The organism is Streptomyces sp. NPDC002181 (assembly GCF_042890485.1).
GTDB lineage: Bacteria > Actinomycetota > Actinomycetes > Streptomycetales > Streptomycetaceae > Streptomyces.
This window is the reverse complement of sequence record NZ_JBIASC010000005.1, coordinates 439,087-456,283: the sequence shown is the minus strand read 5'-3', so window position 1 is coordinate 456,283 and position 17,197 is coordinate 439,087. Positions and strand designations below refer to the sequence as shown.

At 74.1% G+C, this 17,197-nt stretch carries 16 protein-coding genes; all 16 read right to left on the bottom strand.

All coding sequences use genetic code 11. The features are described 5' to 3' along the window. Positions 1-33 precede the first annotated feature (33 nt). A complete protein-coding gene (locus ACFYXV_RS17125) occupies positions 34-1,269 on the bottom strand; it encodes an MFS transporter (protein ID WP_389383273.1) in 1,236 nt (411 codons plus the stop codon). After that, complete coding sequence (locus ACFYXV_RS17120; RefSeq protein WP_389383272.1) at positions 1,269-1,958, bottom strand: thymidylate kinase; 690 nt, start codon at positions 1,956-1,958, stop codon at positions 1,269-1,271. Before ACFYXV_RS17120 ends, ACFYXV_RS17125 begins: the two co-directional genes overlap by 1 nt. 8 nt (positions 1,959-1,966) lie before the next feature. Further along, positions 1,967-2,419 carry a hypothetical protein gene (locus ACFYXV_RS17115; RefSeq protein ID WP_389383271.1) on the bottom strand — a complete coding sequence of 151 codons (453 nt, stop codon included), beginning with the start codon at positions 2,417-2,419 and terminating at the stop codon, positions 1,967-1,969. Next, positions 2,419-4,323 carry an FAD/NAD(P)-binding protein gene (locus ACFYXV_RS17110; RefSeq protein WP_389383270.1) on the bottom strand — a complete coding sequence of 635 codons (1,905 nt, stop codon included), beginning with the start codon at positions 4,321-4,323 and terminating at the stop codon, positions 2,419-2,421. Before ACFYXV_RS17110 ends, ACFYXV_RS17115 begins: the two co-directional genes overlap by 1 nt. 25 nt (positions 4,324-4,348) lie before the next feature. After that, positions 4,349-5,914, bottom strand: coding sequence for a glutamine synthetase family protein (locus tag ACFYXV_RS17105; RefSeq protein WP_389383269.1), 1,566 nt, complete (start codon positions 5,912-5,914; stop codon positions 4,349-4,351). Next, positions 5,911-7,395, bottom strand: a complete 1,485-nt coding sequence (locus ACFYXV_RS17100; RefSeq protein WP_389383267.1) for an amidase — start codon at positions 7,393-7,395, stop codon at positions 5,911-5,913. Before ACFYXV_RS17100 ends, ACFYXV_RS17105 begins: the two co-directional genes overlap by 4 nt. Beyond that, complete coding sequence (locus ACFYXV_RS17095) at positions 7,385-9,121, bottom strand: hypothetical protein (protein ID WP_385467788.1); 1,737 nt, start codon at positions 9,119-9,121, stop codon at positions 7,385-7,387. Before ACFYXV_RS17095 ends, ACFYXV_RS17100 begins: the two co-directional genes overlap by 11 nt. A 78-nt stretch (positions 9,122-9,199) precedes the next feature. Next, on the bottom strand, positions 9,200-9,604 hold the full coding sequence (locus ACFYXV_RS17090; RefSeq protein WP_389383266.1) for a GNAT family N-acetyltransferase: 405 nt from the start codon (positions 9,602-9,604) through the stop codon (positions 9,200-9,202). Next, positions 9,591-10,898, bottom strand: a complete 1,308-nt coding sequence (purB, locus tag ACFYXV_RS17085; RefSeq protein ID WP_389383265.1) for an adenylosuccinate lyase — start codon at positions 10,896-10,898, stop codon at positions 9,591-9,593. The genes ACFYXV_RS17090 and purB overlap by 14 nt, the downstream gene beginning before the upstream one ends. Positions 10,899-10,967: 69 nt before the next feature. Then, positions 10,968-13,001: a BTAD domain-containing putative transcriptional regulator gene (locus tag ACFYXV_RS17080; protein WP_389383263.1), complete on the bottom strand. Its 2,034-nt coding sequence runs from the start codon at positions 12,999-13,001 to the stop codon at positions 10,968-10,970. 64 nt (positions 13,002-13,065) lie between these two features. Then, positions 13,066-13,377, bottom strand: coding sequence for a PqqD family protein (locus ACFYXV_RS17075; RefSeq protein WP_385467797.1), 312 nt, complete (start codon positions 13,375-13,377; stop codon positions 13,066-13,068). Then, a complete protein-coding gene (locus ACFYXV_RS17070; protein WP_389383261.1) occupies positions 13,377-14,159 on the bottom strand; it encodes a hypothetical protein in 783 nt (260 codons plus the stop codon). Before ACFYXV_RS17070 ends, ACFYXV_RS17075 begins: the two co-directional genes overlap by 1 nt. A 595-nt stretch (positions 14,160-14,754) precedes the next feature. Continuing rightward, complete coding sequence (locus tag ACFYXV_RS17065; protein WP_389383260.1) at positions 14,755-15,294, bottom strand: DUF5956 family protein; 540 nt, start codon at positions 15,292-15,294, stop codon at positions 14,755-14,757. 32 nt (positions 15,295-15,326) lie between these two features. Next, the gene (gene codA / locus ACFYXV_RS17060; RefSeq protein WP_389383258.1) at positions 15,327-16,622 is read right to left on the bottom strand and encodes a cytosine deaminase; all 1,296 of its coding nucleotides are present in this window, start codon (positions 16,620-16,622) and stop codon (positions 15,327-15,329) included. A 99-nt stretch (positions 16,623-16,721) separates the two neighbouring features. After that, on the bottom strand, positions 16,722-16,889 hold the full coding sequence (locus ACFYXV_RS17055; RefSeq protein ID WP_158734350.1) for a hypothetical protein: 168 nt from the start codon (positions 16,887-16,889) through the stop codon (positions 16,722-16,724). A 93-nt stretch (positions 16,890-16,982) separates the two neighbouring features. Beyond that, positions 16,983-17,150: a hypothetical protein gene (locus ACFYXV_RS17050; protein WP_383339367.1), complete on the bottom strand. Its 168-nt coding sequence runs from the start codon at positions 17,148-17,150 to the stop codon at positions 16,983-16,985. Positions 17,151-17,197: the final 47 nt, after the last annotated feature.

The following is a 17,197-nucleotide window of genomic DNA, read 5'->3' as shown; positions in this document are numbered from 1 at the left end:
CGCCCCGAAGACGGCCCAGGCCGGCCGCGACGCTCACCCGGCCGGTCTGGGCTCCCGCTCCCCCTCCTCCGCCCGCTCGCGCCGGCCCCGCCCGCGCTCGGCGATCGCCGCCACCGGCGGCACCGCCGCCCCGGCCGCGACCATGAGGGTGACGAGCACGGCCCACCCCACCGGGCCGGCGCCCAGGCACAGCGCGTTCAGCACGGTCGGCGCCACGGCGCCCCCGATCCCGACCCCGACCGAGAACACGCCCTGGTACTCGCCCTGAGCGTGCTCCGGGGCCAGCCCGAACGACAGCGCGTACTCCCCCGCCGTGAACAGCATCTCCCCGAGGGTCAGCGCCGCCGTGCCGATCAGGATCAGCCCCATCGCCCCGTACATCGGGACGTGCGCGGCGGCGAAGACCAGCACCATCGCCACCGCGATGACGGGCCCGCTGCGCCGCATCGCCAGCGCCCCGTCGCGCGGGGTCTCCACCCCCTTGGCGACCCTGGTCTGGAGCAGCACCACCAGCGCGCAGCTCAGGGCGAAGACCAGCGAGACCGTCCAGCGCGGAGCCTTCGTGTACTCGGCGATCCACACCGGCATCAGCACCGTCATGAAGACGTCGAACATGACGAGGGTCCCGGCGAGCACGCTGACCGCGAGGAACGGGCGGTCGGCGAGCGCGTAGTGCCGGCCGCTCCCCGGCTCCTTGGGGATCGGCGGCAGGTGCGGCAGCCGCGCCACCAGCACCGCGGCGACGAGGTACGAGAGGACGTCGGCGCAGATCGCGATCACGTACGCGGTCCGGGTGTCGGCTTGCAGCGCCAGCCCGCCGAGCAGCGAGCCGGAGACCATGGCGAGGTTCTGGAGGGAGTAGATCCTCGCCCGGTACGCGACCCGGTCCTCGCCGCCCACGTACGCGATCAGCGCCCCGCTGATCGCGGGGAAGGCACCGCGCCCCAGGGCGATCAGGGTGATCACCACGAGGAACCCGGCCATGCCCTCCACCAGCAGCAGCGCGCCCGCGGCGGCGGCCTGGGCGACGAGCCCCGCGATGCCCACCTCGCGCGGACCGAACCGGTCGGCGAGCCGGCCCACCAGCGGCCCGGCGACCAGGCCCGCGAGCCCGGCCGCCGTCAGCCCCATGACCACGTTGCCCGTGGACAGGCCCACGGACCGGACGAAGAACAGGACTTGGAGAGGGGCCCAGCTGCCCGCCCCGAGGTAGCGGACGAACAGTGCGGCCGCCAGGCCGCGTCTCAGGCTCCGTCCGTCGCCCGGCATCAGTGGCCCGCCGGGGCGTCGGCGGCGGCGCCGGCGGGGCGGGCACCGGCCTCGGACGGACGGGGGTTGACCACGACGCCCAGCTTCGGCGCGAGCAGTTTGCGCAGCTGCTGCGCCGCCGCCTCGGCGGTGTTCGCCCGTACGACGTCCCAGCCGCGCCGGTCCGCCCAGCCGAGCATCACGTCACGGGTGGCCGCCTGGTGGGCCAGGAAGCTCTCGGGCCGGCACTCGGGGTCGCGGCCGCATTCGTACGGGGTGATGTCGCCCTTCTTGCGGCGCAGCGCCTCCTCGGGGGTGACGTCGAAGAAGACGACGGTGTCCACGGGGGCCATGGCGTGCACGATCGCGTCCACGAGCTCCTCGGGGCAGCCCGCCAGCAGTTCGGTGGCCGCGTGCTTGACCCAGTACCCGTCGAGGACGACGAGGTCCGCCTCGGCGGCGCGGGCGCGCTCCGCCGCCAGGGTGTTGAGCCAGCCGAGGAAGAGCATCCGGGCCGGGTTGGGCATCTCGGCGATGCAGACCCGCAGTTCGTCGAGGGTGGTACCGCGCAGGAACCGGGCCTGCGGGACCTCGGCCTCCGCGAACACCTGCCACTTGCCGACGACGCGGAACGACAGGCCCTGGCTCTCGGCCCAGCTCTGCAGCCGCTTGACCTGCGTGCTCTTGCCCGCGCCATCGGGTCCGTCCATCGCAACGATCACTGTTGAAATCCCTTCGGAAGATCCGCCACGGGCCGTCGCCGTACGGAAGTCATGCGGTGGTGGGGGTACCGGCGCGGTGGTACGCGAGAGCCCGCTCGATCAGCGCTTCCGCGTCCGCCTTGCCGAGTACGGGGGCCGGTGCGGCGGCCGGCCGCGCAGTGGGTCAGCGTGAGGACCGGCGGGGGCACCTGGAGGGCGGCGGAGCGGATCGTCGCGGCGAGCTCGGTGCGGGCCGGGGTCTGCACATCGGTGGCGAACTTACCGAGCGCCGCCGCGGCATGCCCGAGGACGGCGCCCGTGTCGCCGATCGGCGTGCGCAGGGTGTGCCGTGGCAGCACGGGCTCCACGAGCCCCGTCTCGGCGGCGGTACCGGCCCGCACCGGTGAGAGGAGACCGGTGCCGGGGGTCGCGCCGGGGGTCTTGCCGGGGGTCGTGCCGGGGCGGTCCATCAGGTGGCGCTCCTCGTCAGCGTGTCGTGGCGGCGGCCGGCCCCGCGGGCGAGGCCGAGCACGGCGCGGGCCATCGCGTCGGAGTCGCCGAGGATCACCGAGTCGACGCCCGGCCGGATCCCGGCGGCCGTCACCCAGTGCACGCCCTCGGTCGGCACGCCGTACGCGAAGCGCCGCTCGTGCGCGGCGCCGGCGGCGTCGACGAGGTGGTACGGGCGCTCGGTGACCGCGATGCCGCCGGTCCGGTACGCGCCCCGCCCGTCGTCGATCACGTACGGGACGCACTGGCCGGTGGCGTGGAGGTACCCCAGCAACGGGTCCTCGGTGCGCGCCACATCGGGCTCGGGCAGCCGCGCCTCGATGAGCGCCCGCGCCTGCACCACGCCCCCGCCGACGCGGGGCGAGCGGGCGGTGAAGCGGCCCGCGGTCTCGTCCGCGCCGAACTCCGCCCCCGGGCCGAGGACGGTCAGCACACCGGCCTCGATCAGCGCGATCGCCTCCCGGATCCGGCGCGGCGGCGGCCCGATCGACAGGTAGGCGTTCAACGGCCCGTAGCGGGCGCTCAGTTCGTCGCGGTAGTCCGCGCCGGATATCCCGCCGTGGTCGACCAGCAGCCGCACTTCGTTGCGCAGGTCGCGCAGTACGTCGAGGGCCGCCTTGTACGGACCGTCTACGTTCCCCGCCTCCGCCTCGGCGACATCCCGTCGCAGGTGCTCCAGCAGCCGGCCGTTGAACGCGGCGCGGTCGGCGAAGACGGCCTCCCCGCAGGGCCGGGCCACGCGCTCCCAGTCCCAGCGCCGCCCGGTCGGCACGCCCAGCGCGTCGAGCAGCCGGTCCCGGTCGTACGGGGTCCAGGGCCCGGCCGCGCTCCGTTCGAGCAGCCGCGTCGCGGCCCCGGTGCGGCCGTCGGCCCGCAGCAGGGCCGCGTAGTAGACGGTCTCGACCTCCTGGGAGACCAGCGGCCAGATGTCGCGCCGGAAGCGGGGCCGCCGCGGGCCCCGGCGGAGCCGGGCCACCGTCGCCGGGGTGAGGACGAGGGGGAGGTGGCGGCCGTGCGCGCCCTTCTGGTTCTCCCCCCGGGCCTGGTGGGGCACGCCCCGGCGGGATCCGGCGTACAGCACGGGCTCGCGCCCGCAGCGGTGGTAGACCAGCCCGGCGTCCTTGGCCTCGTACGCCCCGCCGCGGCCCTCGGTCAGCAGGGCCATGTGGTCGAAGAAGTTGAGTCCGAGGCCGCGCAGCAGGACCGGCTCCCCGGGGGCGATCCCGTCGAGCCTGGCGTCCGCCGGGTTCCCCGGGGGCAGGTAGTGGAGCCCGCGGCGGGCCGCGAACCGCGCGAGGGCGGCCTCGGCGGGGGTCGGGGAGACCGGCAGGTGCCCCTGGGCCAGGACCACCGCGTCGAGCCCGGACAGCACCGTGCCGTCGTCCAGGGTCACCCGGTCGCGGCCCGCCGCGGTGGTGTCCGCGTCGAGCCGGACGGCCCGCGCGGGGTGCGTACGGATGTCCGCCGCGCTCCGCCGGACCACCGTGCGCAGCACCCACTCCAGGTAGCGCCCGTACAGGGCCCGGGTCGGATAGCCGTCGGGGCCCGGCACTTCCTCCCCGGCCGGGGAGGCCCCGCCGTGCAGGTCGGGGTCGGCGGCCCAGGCGGCCAGGTCGGGGCCGGGCCGCACCGGGCCGTCCATCGTGACGCTGCCGTCGGTGAACAGGGTCACCTGGGAGGCGACCGTGTTCATGAGCAGGTGTCGCGACTGGTCGGAGCGCCACACCCGGCCACTGCCCGGGCGCGGGTCGACGAGGTGGACCCGCAGCCGCACCCCGGCCGGCAGCAGCTCGTCCGCGTTGGCCGCGAGCCGCTCCAGGACGGACAGCCCCCGCGGGCCCGACCCGATGATGCAGACCGTCAACCAGCCCTTTTCGCAGGGGCGTTCGTCAGTACGCGGCGAAGTACTCACGGTGCTCCCATGCGGTGATCTCGCCGGGGCCGGCGGGCCCCGCGACGGCCAGCCACTCCCCGAACCGGGCCACCTCGCTGCGCTTGAGCTGCGCCAGGCAGTCCTGGAGCGGCTTGCCCAGCAGCTCCCGGGCGAAGGCGCTGCCCTCCATCGCCGTCACCGCCTCCGCCAGGTCGCGCGGCAGCGCCGCCGCCGTGGGGGCGTGCGGGTCCTCGGCGAGCGCGCCCGGCCGCAGCCCGCGCTCGATGCCGTCCAGCCCGGCGGCGAGCTGCGCGGCGAGGTAGAGGTACGGGTTGGCGCAGGGCTCGCCGATCCGGTTCTCCACGTGCGTGGACTCCTCGCCGGGGCCGCCGAGGACGCGGACCAGGGCTCCCCGGTTCTCGGCGCTCCACACGATCCGGTCCGGGGAGAGCGAGAACCGCTCGTCGAGCCGCCGGTAGCCGTTGACGGTCGGGATGCAGAACAGGGCGGTGTCGGCGGCGTGTTCGAGCAGCCCGGCGACGTAGCCGAGACCCTCCTCCGACAGCGGGGCGGCCCCCTCCCGGGGCATGAAGAGGTTGCGGTCGGCGGCCGTGTCGAACAGCGACTGGTGCAGGTGCCAGCCGCTGGGGTCGAAGCGCTCCAGCCGGGGCAGCGCCATGAAGGAGGCGTGGTGGCCGAGGCGGGCGCAGATCTGCTTGGCGACCGTACGGAAGAGCAGCATGGCGTCGGCGGCGTCCGCGCCGTTCATCGGGCTGAAGGTGAACTCCAGCTGGCCCGGGCCCGATTCGTGCTCCACGGTGCGCAGCGGCAGGCCGAGCTCGCGCAGGGCGCGCGCGAGCGGGGTGACGAGGTGCATCAGGCCGTCGGTGAGGGTGTCGAGGTTGAACTGGTAGCCCCCGTTGACCGGTTCCACGGCGGGCGGCTCGCCCTGGACGCCGAACCCGCCGACCGTCGCGGCCGCCCTCGCGGCGGCCCCCGGGCCGCGCTCCGCGCCGGTCAGCCGGGTCACGTACCACTCCACCTCCAGGCCGACCACGTACTTCAGGCCGCGCCCGGCGGCGCGGGCGCACTGGCGGCGCAGCACGGCCCGGCTGGAGAGCGGGTGGGCGGTGCCGTCGCGCAGGTACTCGTCGGCGATGACCCAGCCGGTGGCCGCCTCGGTGTACGGCAGCACCTTGAAGGTGAGCGGATCGGGGACGATGAGGAAGTCTCCGGCGCCGGTCAGTTCGGGAACGCCGATGCCGCCGCCGGGCGCGAAGAAGTCCACGCCCACCGCGTGTCCGGTGTCGAAGACGAAGGGGCCCGGGCTCATGTCGATGCCGTTGCGCAGCGCGGTGCGGAAGGCCTCGGCCGTCAGGGTCTTGGAGCGCATCAGTCCGTGCGGATCGCCGAAGCCGACCCGTACGAACTCCAGGCCCGCCAGGGTCTCCTCCAGGGCCTCGGCGGCGGCCCGCTGCTCCGCGCTCCACAGGCCGTGTCGCCCGACGAAGCCCACGCTGCCGGTGGCGAAGCGGGCGTAGCGGCGCTCGTCGGCTTCGCGGGCGGTGATGGCCTCGGTCATGTCGATTCCCTTTCCGGTTCCGGTTGCGGTTGCGGCCGCGGTGATCTGGCGGAGAGCGCCGCGTAGTGGTGGTGCCAGGGGCGGGCCTGCTCCAGCTGGTAGGCGGCGGCCAGGACCCGCAGGTCCTCGCGCAGCCCGCCGACCAGTTGCAGGCCCACGGGCAGTCCCTCGGGCGAGAGCCCCGCCGGGACGGACACCGCGGGCTGGCCGGTCAGGTTGAAGGTGTAGGCCTCGGGTGCCCAGGCCAGCCAGGACAGCGCGCCCTTGCGGACCGGCTGGGGCGGCTCGTGGAGACCGGCGGCGAACGGGGCGATGGCCACGGTCGGCATGGCCAGCAGGTCGTACCGCCGCATCAGTGCGTGGCTGCGGACCCGCAGCTCCGCGCGCGCCTCGTACGCCCGGGCCAGGGCGGCGGCGCCGAGCGTGCGCCCGTACCGGATGACGCGGAGCCGGCCCGGGTCGAGGCGGTCCGCGACCTCGTCGAGGTCCCGGGGGTGCGCGGCCGCCTCCCAGCCGGCCAGGATCGTCTCCAGGGCCGGGTACGGGTCCTCGAACGGCGGCGGGATCTCCTCGACCTCGTGCCCCCGGGCCGCCAGCGCCTCCACCGCCCGCCGGGCGAGGGCCGCGATGCCGGGCCGGGGAGCGGGAGCGCCGAGCGAGGGGATCCAGCCGATGCGCAGGCGGGGCAGGAGCGCGGCCGCCCGCGCCGGATCGCCGAACGGCTCGCCGGGTTCCCCGTAGGACAGCGGGTCGTCCGGGTGCGGGCCGGCCATGACCCGGGTGAGCAGGGCCGCGTCGGCGACGGTCCGGGTCAGCGGCCCCAGATGGGAGAGCTCCTCCGGGCTCCGGGGCACGTACGGGATCCGGCCCAGCGAGGGTTTGAACCCGACGACCCCGCAGAAGGAGGCGGGGATCCGGATCGACCCGGCGCCGTCCGTACCGGTGGCGCCGACCCCGATGCCCACGGCCACCGAGGCGGCCGCGCCGGCGCTGGAGCCTCCGGGGCTGCGGGCGGGGTCCCACGGATTGCGGGTCGGCCCCTGGAGCCGGTTCACCCCGGCGGCGCTCCAGCCGCCCTCGGAGGTGTTGGTCTTGCCGATGACGATGGCTCCGGCGGCCCGCAGCCGGGCCACGGCCGGGGCGTCCCGGCCGGGTACGGCGTCGGCGTGCAGCAGGGAGCCGCGCGTGGTGCGGATGCCCTCCGTCGGGGTCAGGTCCTTCACGGAGACGGGCATGCCGAGCAGCGGCCGGTCCCGCCAGACGGCGCTCCCGTACCGGTGGAGCAGCCGGTCCGCGGCTTCGGCCTCGGCGGTGGCGCGCTCGCGGGCGAGCGTGACGAAGGCGCCGATCCGCGGCTCCCACCGGTCGAGCAGGCGGAAGGTGGCGGCCAGGTGCTCCGAGGGCAGCAGGCTGCCGTCCCCGTAGGCGGCGCGCAGCGCGCGGATGTCGGCGTACGGCGGTCCGGGCGGGTCAGGAGCCATGGAAGTCCCGGTACCAGCCGTTGTCGAAATCACGGACCTCCAGGCCCCGGTCGGCGGCCGCCTGGTGCAGCAGTGCCTGGATCCGCCCGGCCGCCATGGCCGCCCGCAGGTCGGCCCGCTCGAACTCGGCGCCCGAGGTGCGCAGCAGCCGCAGGTCGTAGAGGCCGGGCCGGTACGCGCCCTCCAGCTCGATGCCGAGCGGGATGCGCAGGGCGTGCCGGACTCCGAAGGCGACGTGCCCGGTGTGGTGCTGGTCGGACCAGTTGGTGATGTCGGCGGTCATCGGCGCGAAGAACCAGTCGTCGCGGCCCGGGGACTGCCCGGTCCAGGACATGCTGTGCGGCAGGTAGTGCCAGGTGTTGTAGCGCATCCGCGCGCTGTACGCGGACAGGGTCCGGGCGAGGGCGGCCCGGTCCTCGGCGAACTTCCGCACGAACGCGGCGCCGGGCGCGACGCAGCAGTAGAAATCGCGGGTGGCCAGGGCGATCCGGTCCTCGGCCGGGTGGCCGCTGTGCAGGACGGCCACGCTCTTGGGGCCCCGGCCCATCACGACGTCGCAGCCCAGCGCTCCGGCCAGGGTCTCGAAGAACCGGTGCAGGAACCCCTCGTACGCGCTGGTGAACCCCGCGGGCGGGGCCGACCGTACGACGCGCTCCACGACCTCCTCGGCGTACGCCCGGACCGCCGCGGGCCCCGCCGCCACGGGGAAGGGCCGGCCCGCGGCGCCGGAGAGCAGTCCCGCCACGGGCGCCGGGAGTTCGTCCCAGCCGAGCGGCTCGGCCATGATCCGCTCGCGTTTGTGCAGGGAGGCGCCGTTGATCTCGCGGTAGAACACGGCGCCGCCGCGTAACCGCTCCGACCGCGCGGCGGCGCAGGCGGCGGCCAGGGCGTCGAGGGCGGCGCCCGTCGGCAGGCCGGCGAGGTCCGGGACCGGGGCCCCGTACGTCTCGATGCGTTCCCTCAGGAAGCCCGCGAGCAGGTCCGGGGTGAGCTGTACCCCGTTGAACTCCTCGGCGCGGACCGGGGACCCCGAGCCGATGAGCGCGTTCAGGCAGACCACGAAGGTGGCGTCCTCGGGGTCCCAGCGCGCGGCCGGCGCCTCCCGGAGCGCGGTCAGTACGGAGGCCTCGGCCCCGGCGGCCAGCGAACGGCCGGGCAGATTGCTGAACTTGCCGAGGTTGCTGTAGAAGCGGTCGCCGACGTACAGCAGGACGGGCGCCATGTGGAGCAGGGCGTGGCCGACGGCGTCGATGCGCCGGCGGACGGAGTCGGCGTCCTGCTGCGCGAGCCAGCGGTGGACCTCCTCGAACTGGATCCGCTGCACGTCCTGGGCCAGCGCCCACAGCCGGCCGAGGGATTCCGGCCGGTTCTGCCACTTGAGGGTGCCGAGCGGCTCGGCCTCCTCGGGGCCGGCGGGCCGGGTGCCGGCCGGGACGACGCGCAGCCGCCCCGTCCCGGTCAGCACCAGCAGGTCCCCGGCGCCGTCTTCGGGTGCGGTCCCGGGGCCGCCGGTCGGGGCGAAGCCCGCGACCTGGGACTCGGCGATCTCCGTGTACACGCGTTCGCCGAGCCCCATGGCGGCCCGGCCGATCCTTTCGGGGACCATCCCGTCGAGGGTGGCCGCTATCCGTATCGCGTCGGCGGCCAGGCCGCAGGCGCGGGCCCGTTCGGCGGCCGCTTTGACCTGGGCATCGAATCCGGGCGTCTTCAGCTGCATGGTCGTCACCTACGGAAGGTCATTCGACGGCGGTTCGGGATCGGGGCGGGCCGTCCGGCGGGCCGGCCCGTCCCGCGGGACCCGGGCTCAGCCGAGCGCATCGAGGGTCCATGCGGACTCGTGGCGGCTGAACCCCAGGTGCGGGTAGTAGGTGACGGCGGCCGGGGCCGAGAGCAGCACGAGCTTGGCCTGCGGCGCGGCCTCCCGGGTGGCCCGGATCAGGTCCCGGCCCACGCCGCGCCGCTGGTACTCGGCGTCCACGGCGATGTCGCTCAGGTACGTGACGTACGAGCCGTCGGTGATCGAGCGCGCGATGCCGATGAGCCGCCCGTCGAGGCGGGCCGTGATCACGAGATTGGCTCCGGCCAGCATCCGCGTGAACCGCTCGACGTCCTCGACGGGGCGTCGCTCGCCGAGGGTGGACGCGCGGTACAGGGCGGTGACTTCGGCGACGTCGAGGCTGGCACCGACGACGGGCTCACATTTCCACATGCTGCTGCAGCTCCTTGCTCAGTTCGTCCAGTCGGGATGCGAGGTGGTCGCGGTTTCCGAGGAAGCGCCGCGGGTCCATGGGTGTGGCGGTGACGTCCACGCCGCGGGATCCGAGTCCCTCGGCCAGGCTCGTGCCGCGCTCCCAGGCCTCGGTGGCGGCCGCCTGGACCAGCCGGTAGGCCTCCTCGCGGTCCCGGCCCCCGTCGACGAGGTCCAGGAACACCTCGGAGCTGTAGACCAGGCCGCGGGTGGCGTCGATGTTGCGGGCCATGCGCTCGGGGAACACCCGCAGCCCGCGCAGGAGTCCGGCGGCCGATACGAGCTGGTAGTGGGCCACGGTCAGGCTGTCGGGCAGGATGACCCGCTCCACGGAGGAGTGCGCGAGGTCCCGCTCGTGCCACAGCGCGACGTTCTCGTATGCCGCACCGGCGTTGGAGCGCAGGATCCGGGCGAGCCCGCACAGCCGCTCGCTGGTCGTCGGGTTCCGCTTGTGCGGCATCGCGCTCGACCCCTGGTAGGCGCTGGTGCGCGGCTCGTCGACCTCCCCGACCTCGGTGCGCTGGAGCATCCGCATCTCCAGGGCGAACTGCTCGACGACGGCCCCCGTCACGGCGAGCGCCGAGAGCAGTTCGGCGTGCCGGTCGCGCGCCACGACCTGGGTGGGCATCGGCTCGACGCCGAGCCCGAGCTGCCCGCAGACCCACTCCTCCACGTACGGGGAGATGTGCGCGTACGTGCCCACCGGCCCGGAGACCGTCCCGACGGCCACGGCGGCGCGGGCGGCGGTCAGCCGGGCGAGGCAGCGGTGGAGGGCGAAGGCGTGCACGGCGAGCTTCTGGCCGAAGGTGGTGGGCTCGGCGTGGATGCCGTGGGTACGGGCGATGCACACCATGTCCCAGTGCTCCAGGGCGCGTTCCACGAGCAGTCCGGCGAACGTACGCGCGGCGTTCAGCACGTGGTCGCACGAGCGCGCCAGGATGTGTCCGAGGGCGGTGTCGACCAGGTCGTAGCTCGTCATCCCGTGGTGCACCCACCGTGCGGAGGCGACGGGCATCGTCTCCGTGTAGGCCGCGAGGAACGCGAGGATCTCGTGGTCGCGGGTGCGCTCCAGCTCGCGGACCCGGGCGACGGAGGGGACGGGGGCGCGGCGGATGTCCTCCAGACTGCCGCGGTCCACGACGCCCAGTTCGGCCTGGGCCGTCGTCGCCAGTACCTCGACGCGTGTCCAGGTGGCGTACTTGTGCTCCTCGGTCCAGAGCTCGGCCAGCTCCGGAGTGGAATAGCGTTCGATCAAGGTGGGCTCTCCTCGGATCTCCCCGCCGGACGGCGGCGCGGGGACGTGGGGGGGTGAGGCGGGAGGGGCTCAGGCGGTGAAGCCGAGCCCCGGTGGCAGCGGGCCCGCCGCCGCGGCGACGGCCTGGGCGCGGGCGGCGCAGCCACCAGAGCCCGGCGAGGGAGTGGCCCGCAGCGGGACCAGCGCTCCGGCCGGTCTCGCGTACCAGGCGGCCAGCGCGTTCTGCACCGCGCCGTGCCGGCTCTGCATCGAGTCGACGTCGAACGTGCGCTCCCGCGCGTACAGCCGGACCAGCGGGTGGTACGAGAAGCGCACCCCGCTGCCCTTGACGAAGTCGGCTTCCAGCAGGTGCTGCGCGGTCAGCCGCTCCAGGGTCTCCTCCGTACGGTCCTCCGGCAGCCCCAGCGCGGCCGCGGCCACGCGTACGGAGAACGAGGCCATCTCCAGCAGGCTCAGCAGCCGGAAGGCCCTGCGCTCCGGGGCGTCCAGCGCCGCGTAGCCGACCGCGAGGCTGTCGCGGACGCCGAGGTCGCCGACCGCCAGTTCGTCGAGCCGCCTGCGCTCGGGCTCCAGCCGCCGGGCGAGCGTCTCCAGCCGCCAGTGCGGGCGCTCCAGAAGCCGCGCCCCGACGATCCGGATGGCCAGGGGCAGCCGGCCGCAGTGGCGCACCAGGTCCCGCGCGGCCGCCTCCTCGGCCGCCACCCGCTCGCGGCCGATGATCCGGGCCAGGATCTCGCGGGACTCCTCCGCGCTCAGCAGCCCCAGACGCACGTGCCGGGTGCCGCCCAGGGTGGACAGCATCTCCAGGCTGCTCACCACGGCCGCGCAGGTCGGCGAAGCCGGCAGCAGCGGCCGTACCTGCGCCTCGTCGCGCGCCCCGTCCAGCACGATCAGCACGCGCCGGTGGGAGAGCAGCCCCCGGTACAGGGCCACCCGTTCGCCCGGCTCGGCGGGTACGGCGCCGGGGGCGACGCCGAGCGCGCGGAGCAGCTCGCCGAGCACGTCGACCGGTTCGCGGAAGGCGTCGCCGCGCTGGAGCTCGACGTACAGCTGGCCGTCGGGGAACGCGGCGCTGACCGCGTGGGCGACGCGCACGGCCATGGTGGTCTTGCCGACCCCGGCGGCCCCGTAGAGGTTGAGGGTCTGCGCGGCGGTGCGCTCGGCGCCCTCCCGGGAGACCTCGCGCAGGCGCCGGATCAGGTCCGCCTCGATGCCGGGCCGGGCGAACTCGGCCAGGCGCGGCGGGAGGGTGTACGGGCATCCCCGGCGCGCGGGCGCATCCGCGCCGCCCGGGCGCGCGGGCGGTTCGGCGGGGCCGGGCCGGCGGGCGGCCGCGCGGGGCCCGGTCTGTGCCGGGTCCGCCGAGGACCGGGCGGGCCCGGCCAGTATCCGCCGGTGGGCGGCGCGCAGTTCCTCGCCGGGCTCCACGCCGAGCTCGTCGGCCAGCAGCCGCCGCGCCTCCTGGTACGCGGCGAGGGCCTCGCCCTGGCGGCCCGCCCGGTACAGGGCGCTCATGAGACGGCTCCACGCGCTTTCCCTGAACGGGTGTTCCGATACGAGGGCCCTGAGCCGGGGCAGGACGTCGGCATGACGCCCGACTGCCATTTCGGCGTCGGCCCAGCTTTCCGTGGCATTCAGCCAGCGTTCGAGCAGGGCCGCTCCGTCGCCCTGTTGGAGGTATTCCGAGGGGATGCCGGCGAGCGGGGTGCCGTGGGTCTGCTCCATGGCCGACCGGAACAGCCGGGCGCGCTCGGCGGGTTCGGTGGTGAGTTCCGCCTTCTGCAGGTAGGTATTGAAGCGGTCGAGGTCGAGCCGCTCGGTGCCGATTGCGATCGCGTAGCCGGAGGCGCGGCTGACGACCGCGTCGGCGCCGAGCAGTTTGCGCAGGCGGGCGATGTAGCCCTGGAGGGTCTTGCGGGCGGTCAGCGGGGGTTCGCCTCCCCACAGCTGCTGGATGAGCTCCTCCGCGGTGAGCGTGCGGGGGGCGTGCAGCAGCAGGGCCGCCAGAACGACGCGGTGCTTGGCCCGCGGAATTTCCAATAATTCTCCGTTCCGCCGTACGGTCAGCGGACCGAATACATCGAACTGGAGATCGTCCAGCATGTGATGGCCCCCGTAATGTCTCGCCCACGGGTAAATACGCGGGGGCGGTGGCCCCCGAAGGAATTCAGCCCCGAGAATCACCCTGGGCGATGTTCACCACATCGTGCTGCGCGAGTTCCGTGAAGAGCTCCACGATGTCCTGCACCACGGATTCCTGATCGATGTCGTATTCCTGGGCGATCAGCGCGGCGATGTCGGTGACGGTGCGTTTCCCGTCGATCTGCCGCCAGATGTGGGCGGCCGACCCGGTCAGCTCGAAGAAGTGCTCGTACCCGCCGACCACCGTCGTGCCGCGATGGTTGCGGATCTTCACGTTGAGCGGGAGCGAGGCCACCGAACCGGGGCCCACTCGCGGTTCCGTCTCGTCGAGCGGCATCAGACCGACACCTCCATGGAGATCCGCTGGCAGACGGCGATGGTCTCCTCGACCCATTTCCGCGGGTGGTCCGGGTCGAAGGAGCGCATCGTCTCGATGGCCCAGTACGCCTCGAAGGACAGCAGGCCGGGGTCGAGGATCTCCATCCGCCGGGCCCGCCACTTCGGCCACAGGCTGCCGAACTGGCCCAGGCTGGCCTGGAGCGCGTCGACCGAGTGGTTGAAGGCGTTCCTCGTCGCGAGGACGGCGCTGTGCAGATCGCCCCGGGCGATCTGGCCGGCCGCGTCCTCGGTGTAGCTGTCGGCCTGCTTGAGCGAGTTCACGATCAGCACCGAGCGGTGGGCCGAGGCGGCGAGCCGCTCGCGGGTGGCCGCCAGCCAGGCGCCGTCGTCGGCGGCCGCGGCGTACGGCAGTCGCTCCAGCATGGCGATCTCGTGGTAGCTCAGGGTGCGCCAGGTGCCCTGACCGTCGGCGAACTGCTCCCCGGAGACCTTCGAGAGGACCTGCTCGATCTGGGAAGCGGTCCAGTACTCGACGTCCCAGCGGCGGCCGTCGACGAACGTCCCCTCGTACTGGAGCGTGTTGGGTTCGAGCGCGACGTGGTTGGTCTCGTCGATCGTGCTGGTCCAGACGTCCCGGGTGACCACGTGCACGTCCAGGTCGCTGGTGGGGTTGCCCCAGCCTCTGATCAGGGAACCGCTCGCGAACACCGTCTCGTACGCGTCCGGGAGCAGATTGCGGCTCTTGAGCTCGGCGACAACCCCGGAGGTGTCATACGTCATGAGGCACGGCCCTTCCCCGTCTCGGCCCGCCGCGACCGAGATCATCGGATGACGGCGCGCTCTGGTTCTCCTTGGATCGCCGCCACGGCGTCGGAACGGGCGGCACGCCCCGGAAAGGTGATCTCCGACCCCGGGGCCAATTCCGGCTCAGCCGAAGAATCGACTGGCCACACAGAAGTCCTGGACTTCGGCACGCACCAGCATATTGACAACCCTTCAGTTGAGTCCAGAACAATCTGGTGGCGCGAATTGGACTTTACATTGGGGGGATTACTGTCCGTGTACGGCTCATCGGGGAACGTGTACAGCCCAGTTGAGCCGCCGAAATCCTCCTCGCGCGGAGGAGCCGGCCGCGCCCGCGCGACGGCGGTCCCCCGCCCCGGGGCGCCCGGGGGGCGCGCCCGACGCGGGGGAAAACCATGGATTCTCGCCATACGCGACCGGGGAACAGGCGTGTCGCGGCGAAGAAATATTTGCCTTCCCGGGGTCGCGGCTGCAATCCCGGCGATCGCGAGGCCGAGGTGGGGCCGGTTCTTCACCGGCGCAAGGGCGCGAACCGGCGTGTCACGCTTACGTGTTGCTTATGAACCGGTCCTTACGCACCCGCCCCGGACCCGGCGTCCGGCGAGGCGAGTTCGGCGCGGACCAGTGCGAGGAACTCGGCCGAGGGCCGGACCTCCACCCCGCGCTCCCGCGCGAGCGCCCGGAGGCGGTCGAGGACCGCGCCGACCGTGGGGAGGGAGCCGGGCGGGCGCAGCAGCCACAGGCGGCCCGGCGGCCGCTGCGGGATCCCGAGGCCCGTCAGGACCTCCTCGGCCTCCCGGTCGAGGCCCTGCAGATCGGGGCCGGCGAGCGGGGCGGCCTCCACGCCGGTGATGTGCCCGCGCCCGTCCAGCCGGGTCTCCACCGCCCAGTGGGTGGACCGGTCGGGGATCCAGGTCCGGTCCGCGGGGGGCCACACGTACGGGAGGAACGCCCACAGCGTTTCCCCGGGCGCGGGCTCCCAGCCGAGCACCTCCAGCTCCCGGACCTCGGGCAGCCGGTCCGGCTCCTGCTCGCTGCGGCCGCTGCGGCGCCGCGCGAGCGGGTGCGGAGTTCCGTCCTCGTCCCAGGAGTCCCACGAGTCCCTCGCCATGCGCGCAGGCTACCGCCGCGGGGGGCGCCGTCCTACGACCGGCGGAAGTCCACCACCGCGGGCGGTTCCCCCGGCCAGTTCAGCCGCGTCGGCGCGGGCGGCGTCTCGGCGAGTACGGTCCCCTGCGCGACCACGTACCGCGGCCGGACCTGGCGGCGTACCGCCTCCGCCGGGGTCTCGGCCGGCAGCAGCACGAAGGAGGCGGGGGCGCCCTGCGCGATCCCGTACTCCGCGTCCGTCAGGCCCAGCACCCGCGCCGCGCGCTCCGTCACCATCTCGAACGCCACCGGGATCTCGTCCGCCCCCGTGAGCTGGGCGGCGTACAGCCCGACGAGGGCGGTCTGGAGGGGGTTCGCGGTGCCGAGCGCGTTCCACGGGTCCATCACGTCGTCGTGGCCGAAGGCCACGTTGACCCCCGCCGACAGCATCTCCTTGACCTGGGTGAGCCCGCGCCGCTTCGGGTAGCCGTCGAAGCGGCCCTGGAGATTGAGGTTCGCGAAGGGGTTGGAGACCAGGTTGATCCCGGAACGGGAGAGCAGCCGCTGGAGTTTGAAGCTGTACGCGCCGCCGTAGGAACCCATGGCAGTCGTGTGCGAGGCCGTCGCCCGCTCCCGCAGCCCCGTGCGCAGCGCGAGCGCGGCCAGCACCTCCACGAAGCGGGACTGCTCGTCGTCGATCTCGTCGCAGTGGGCGTCCACGCGCAGCCCGTGCTCCTCGGCCACCGCGAAGGCGATGCCCAGCGACGCCACCCCGTCCTCACGGGTGTCCTCGAAGTGCGGGATCGCCCCCACGACGTCGGCGCCGCGCGCGACCGCCTCGCGCAGCAGCACCTCGCCGCCGGGGAAGGAGACGATGCCCTCCTGCGGGAAGGCGACGATCTGCAGGGTCATGAACTCCCGGACCCGGTCACGGACCTCCAGCAGCGCGTCCAGCGCGGTGAGGCCGGGGTCGGTGACGTCGCAGTGCGTGCGCACGTGCAGCACGCCCTGGGCGGCCTGCCAGCGCAGCACCTCCGTGGCCCGCGCGACGACGTCCTCACGGGTCAGGGTCCGCTTGCGCTCGCTCCAGCAGGCGATGCCCTCCCACAGCGTCCCGGAGGCGTTCGGCCGCGGCTCCCCCGCGGTCAGGGCCGTGTCCAGGTGGATGTGCGGCTCGACGAAGGGGGCGGTGAGCAGCCCGCCGTGCGCCTCGATCAGCACACCGGTGGCCGGGGGCTCCTTCTGGTCGTCGTACGGGACCACCCGCGCGATCCGCCCGTCCTCGGCGACCTCCACGTCGGACAGTCCTTCGGTGTGGAGCAGCCGGGCACCCCGGACGATCATCCGCATACGGCCACCCTACGACCGCGGCCCGCGGTTTCCGGGGAAACCGCGGGCCACGACGTCCTGCCGTCCTGCTGTCCTGCCGTCCCGCACCGCGTGCCGGACTCAGCCGCGCTTGGCCTGGGCCTTCTGCTGCATGCCCCGCGTCTTCGCGGAGACGGACTGCACGTCTCTGACCGCGGCCTTCGCACGCGCCTCGGCCGCCGTGTTCTTCGCCCGCTCCCGCTCGCGCTCCGCGGCCTGTGACGTGCCGGCACGAGCCTTCTTGGCCATGATCGCTCCTCCTCGGGACACATCGGGACGCACCGGAGGGCCTACGCCCTCCACTGTCCCTCCGTTCGCGGGAGGCGGCATCCGGAGCGAGGGTCAGCCGCGCCCGCCCTTGCGGCGCTGCTGCTCGCGCATCCGGTCTTCCTTCATGGCCATCGTCTGCGCCTCGCGCACGTCCTCGACCAGCATCGCCGGCTTGTTCGGCATCCCGGAGTCGGACGACCGACGGTCCTCGTGAGTCTGTTCCTTGCGCTGCTTCGCCATGATCACTCCTCACTGGAACTGGAAAACGGCTGGGTGGGACCCCGCCC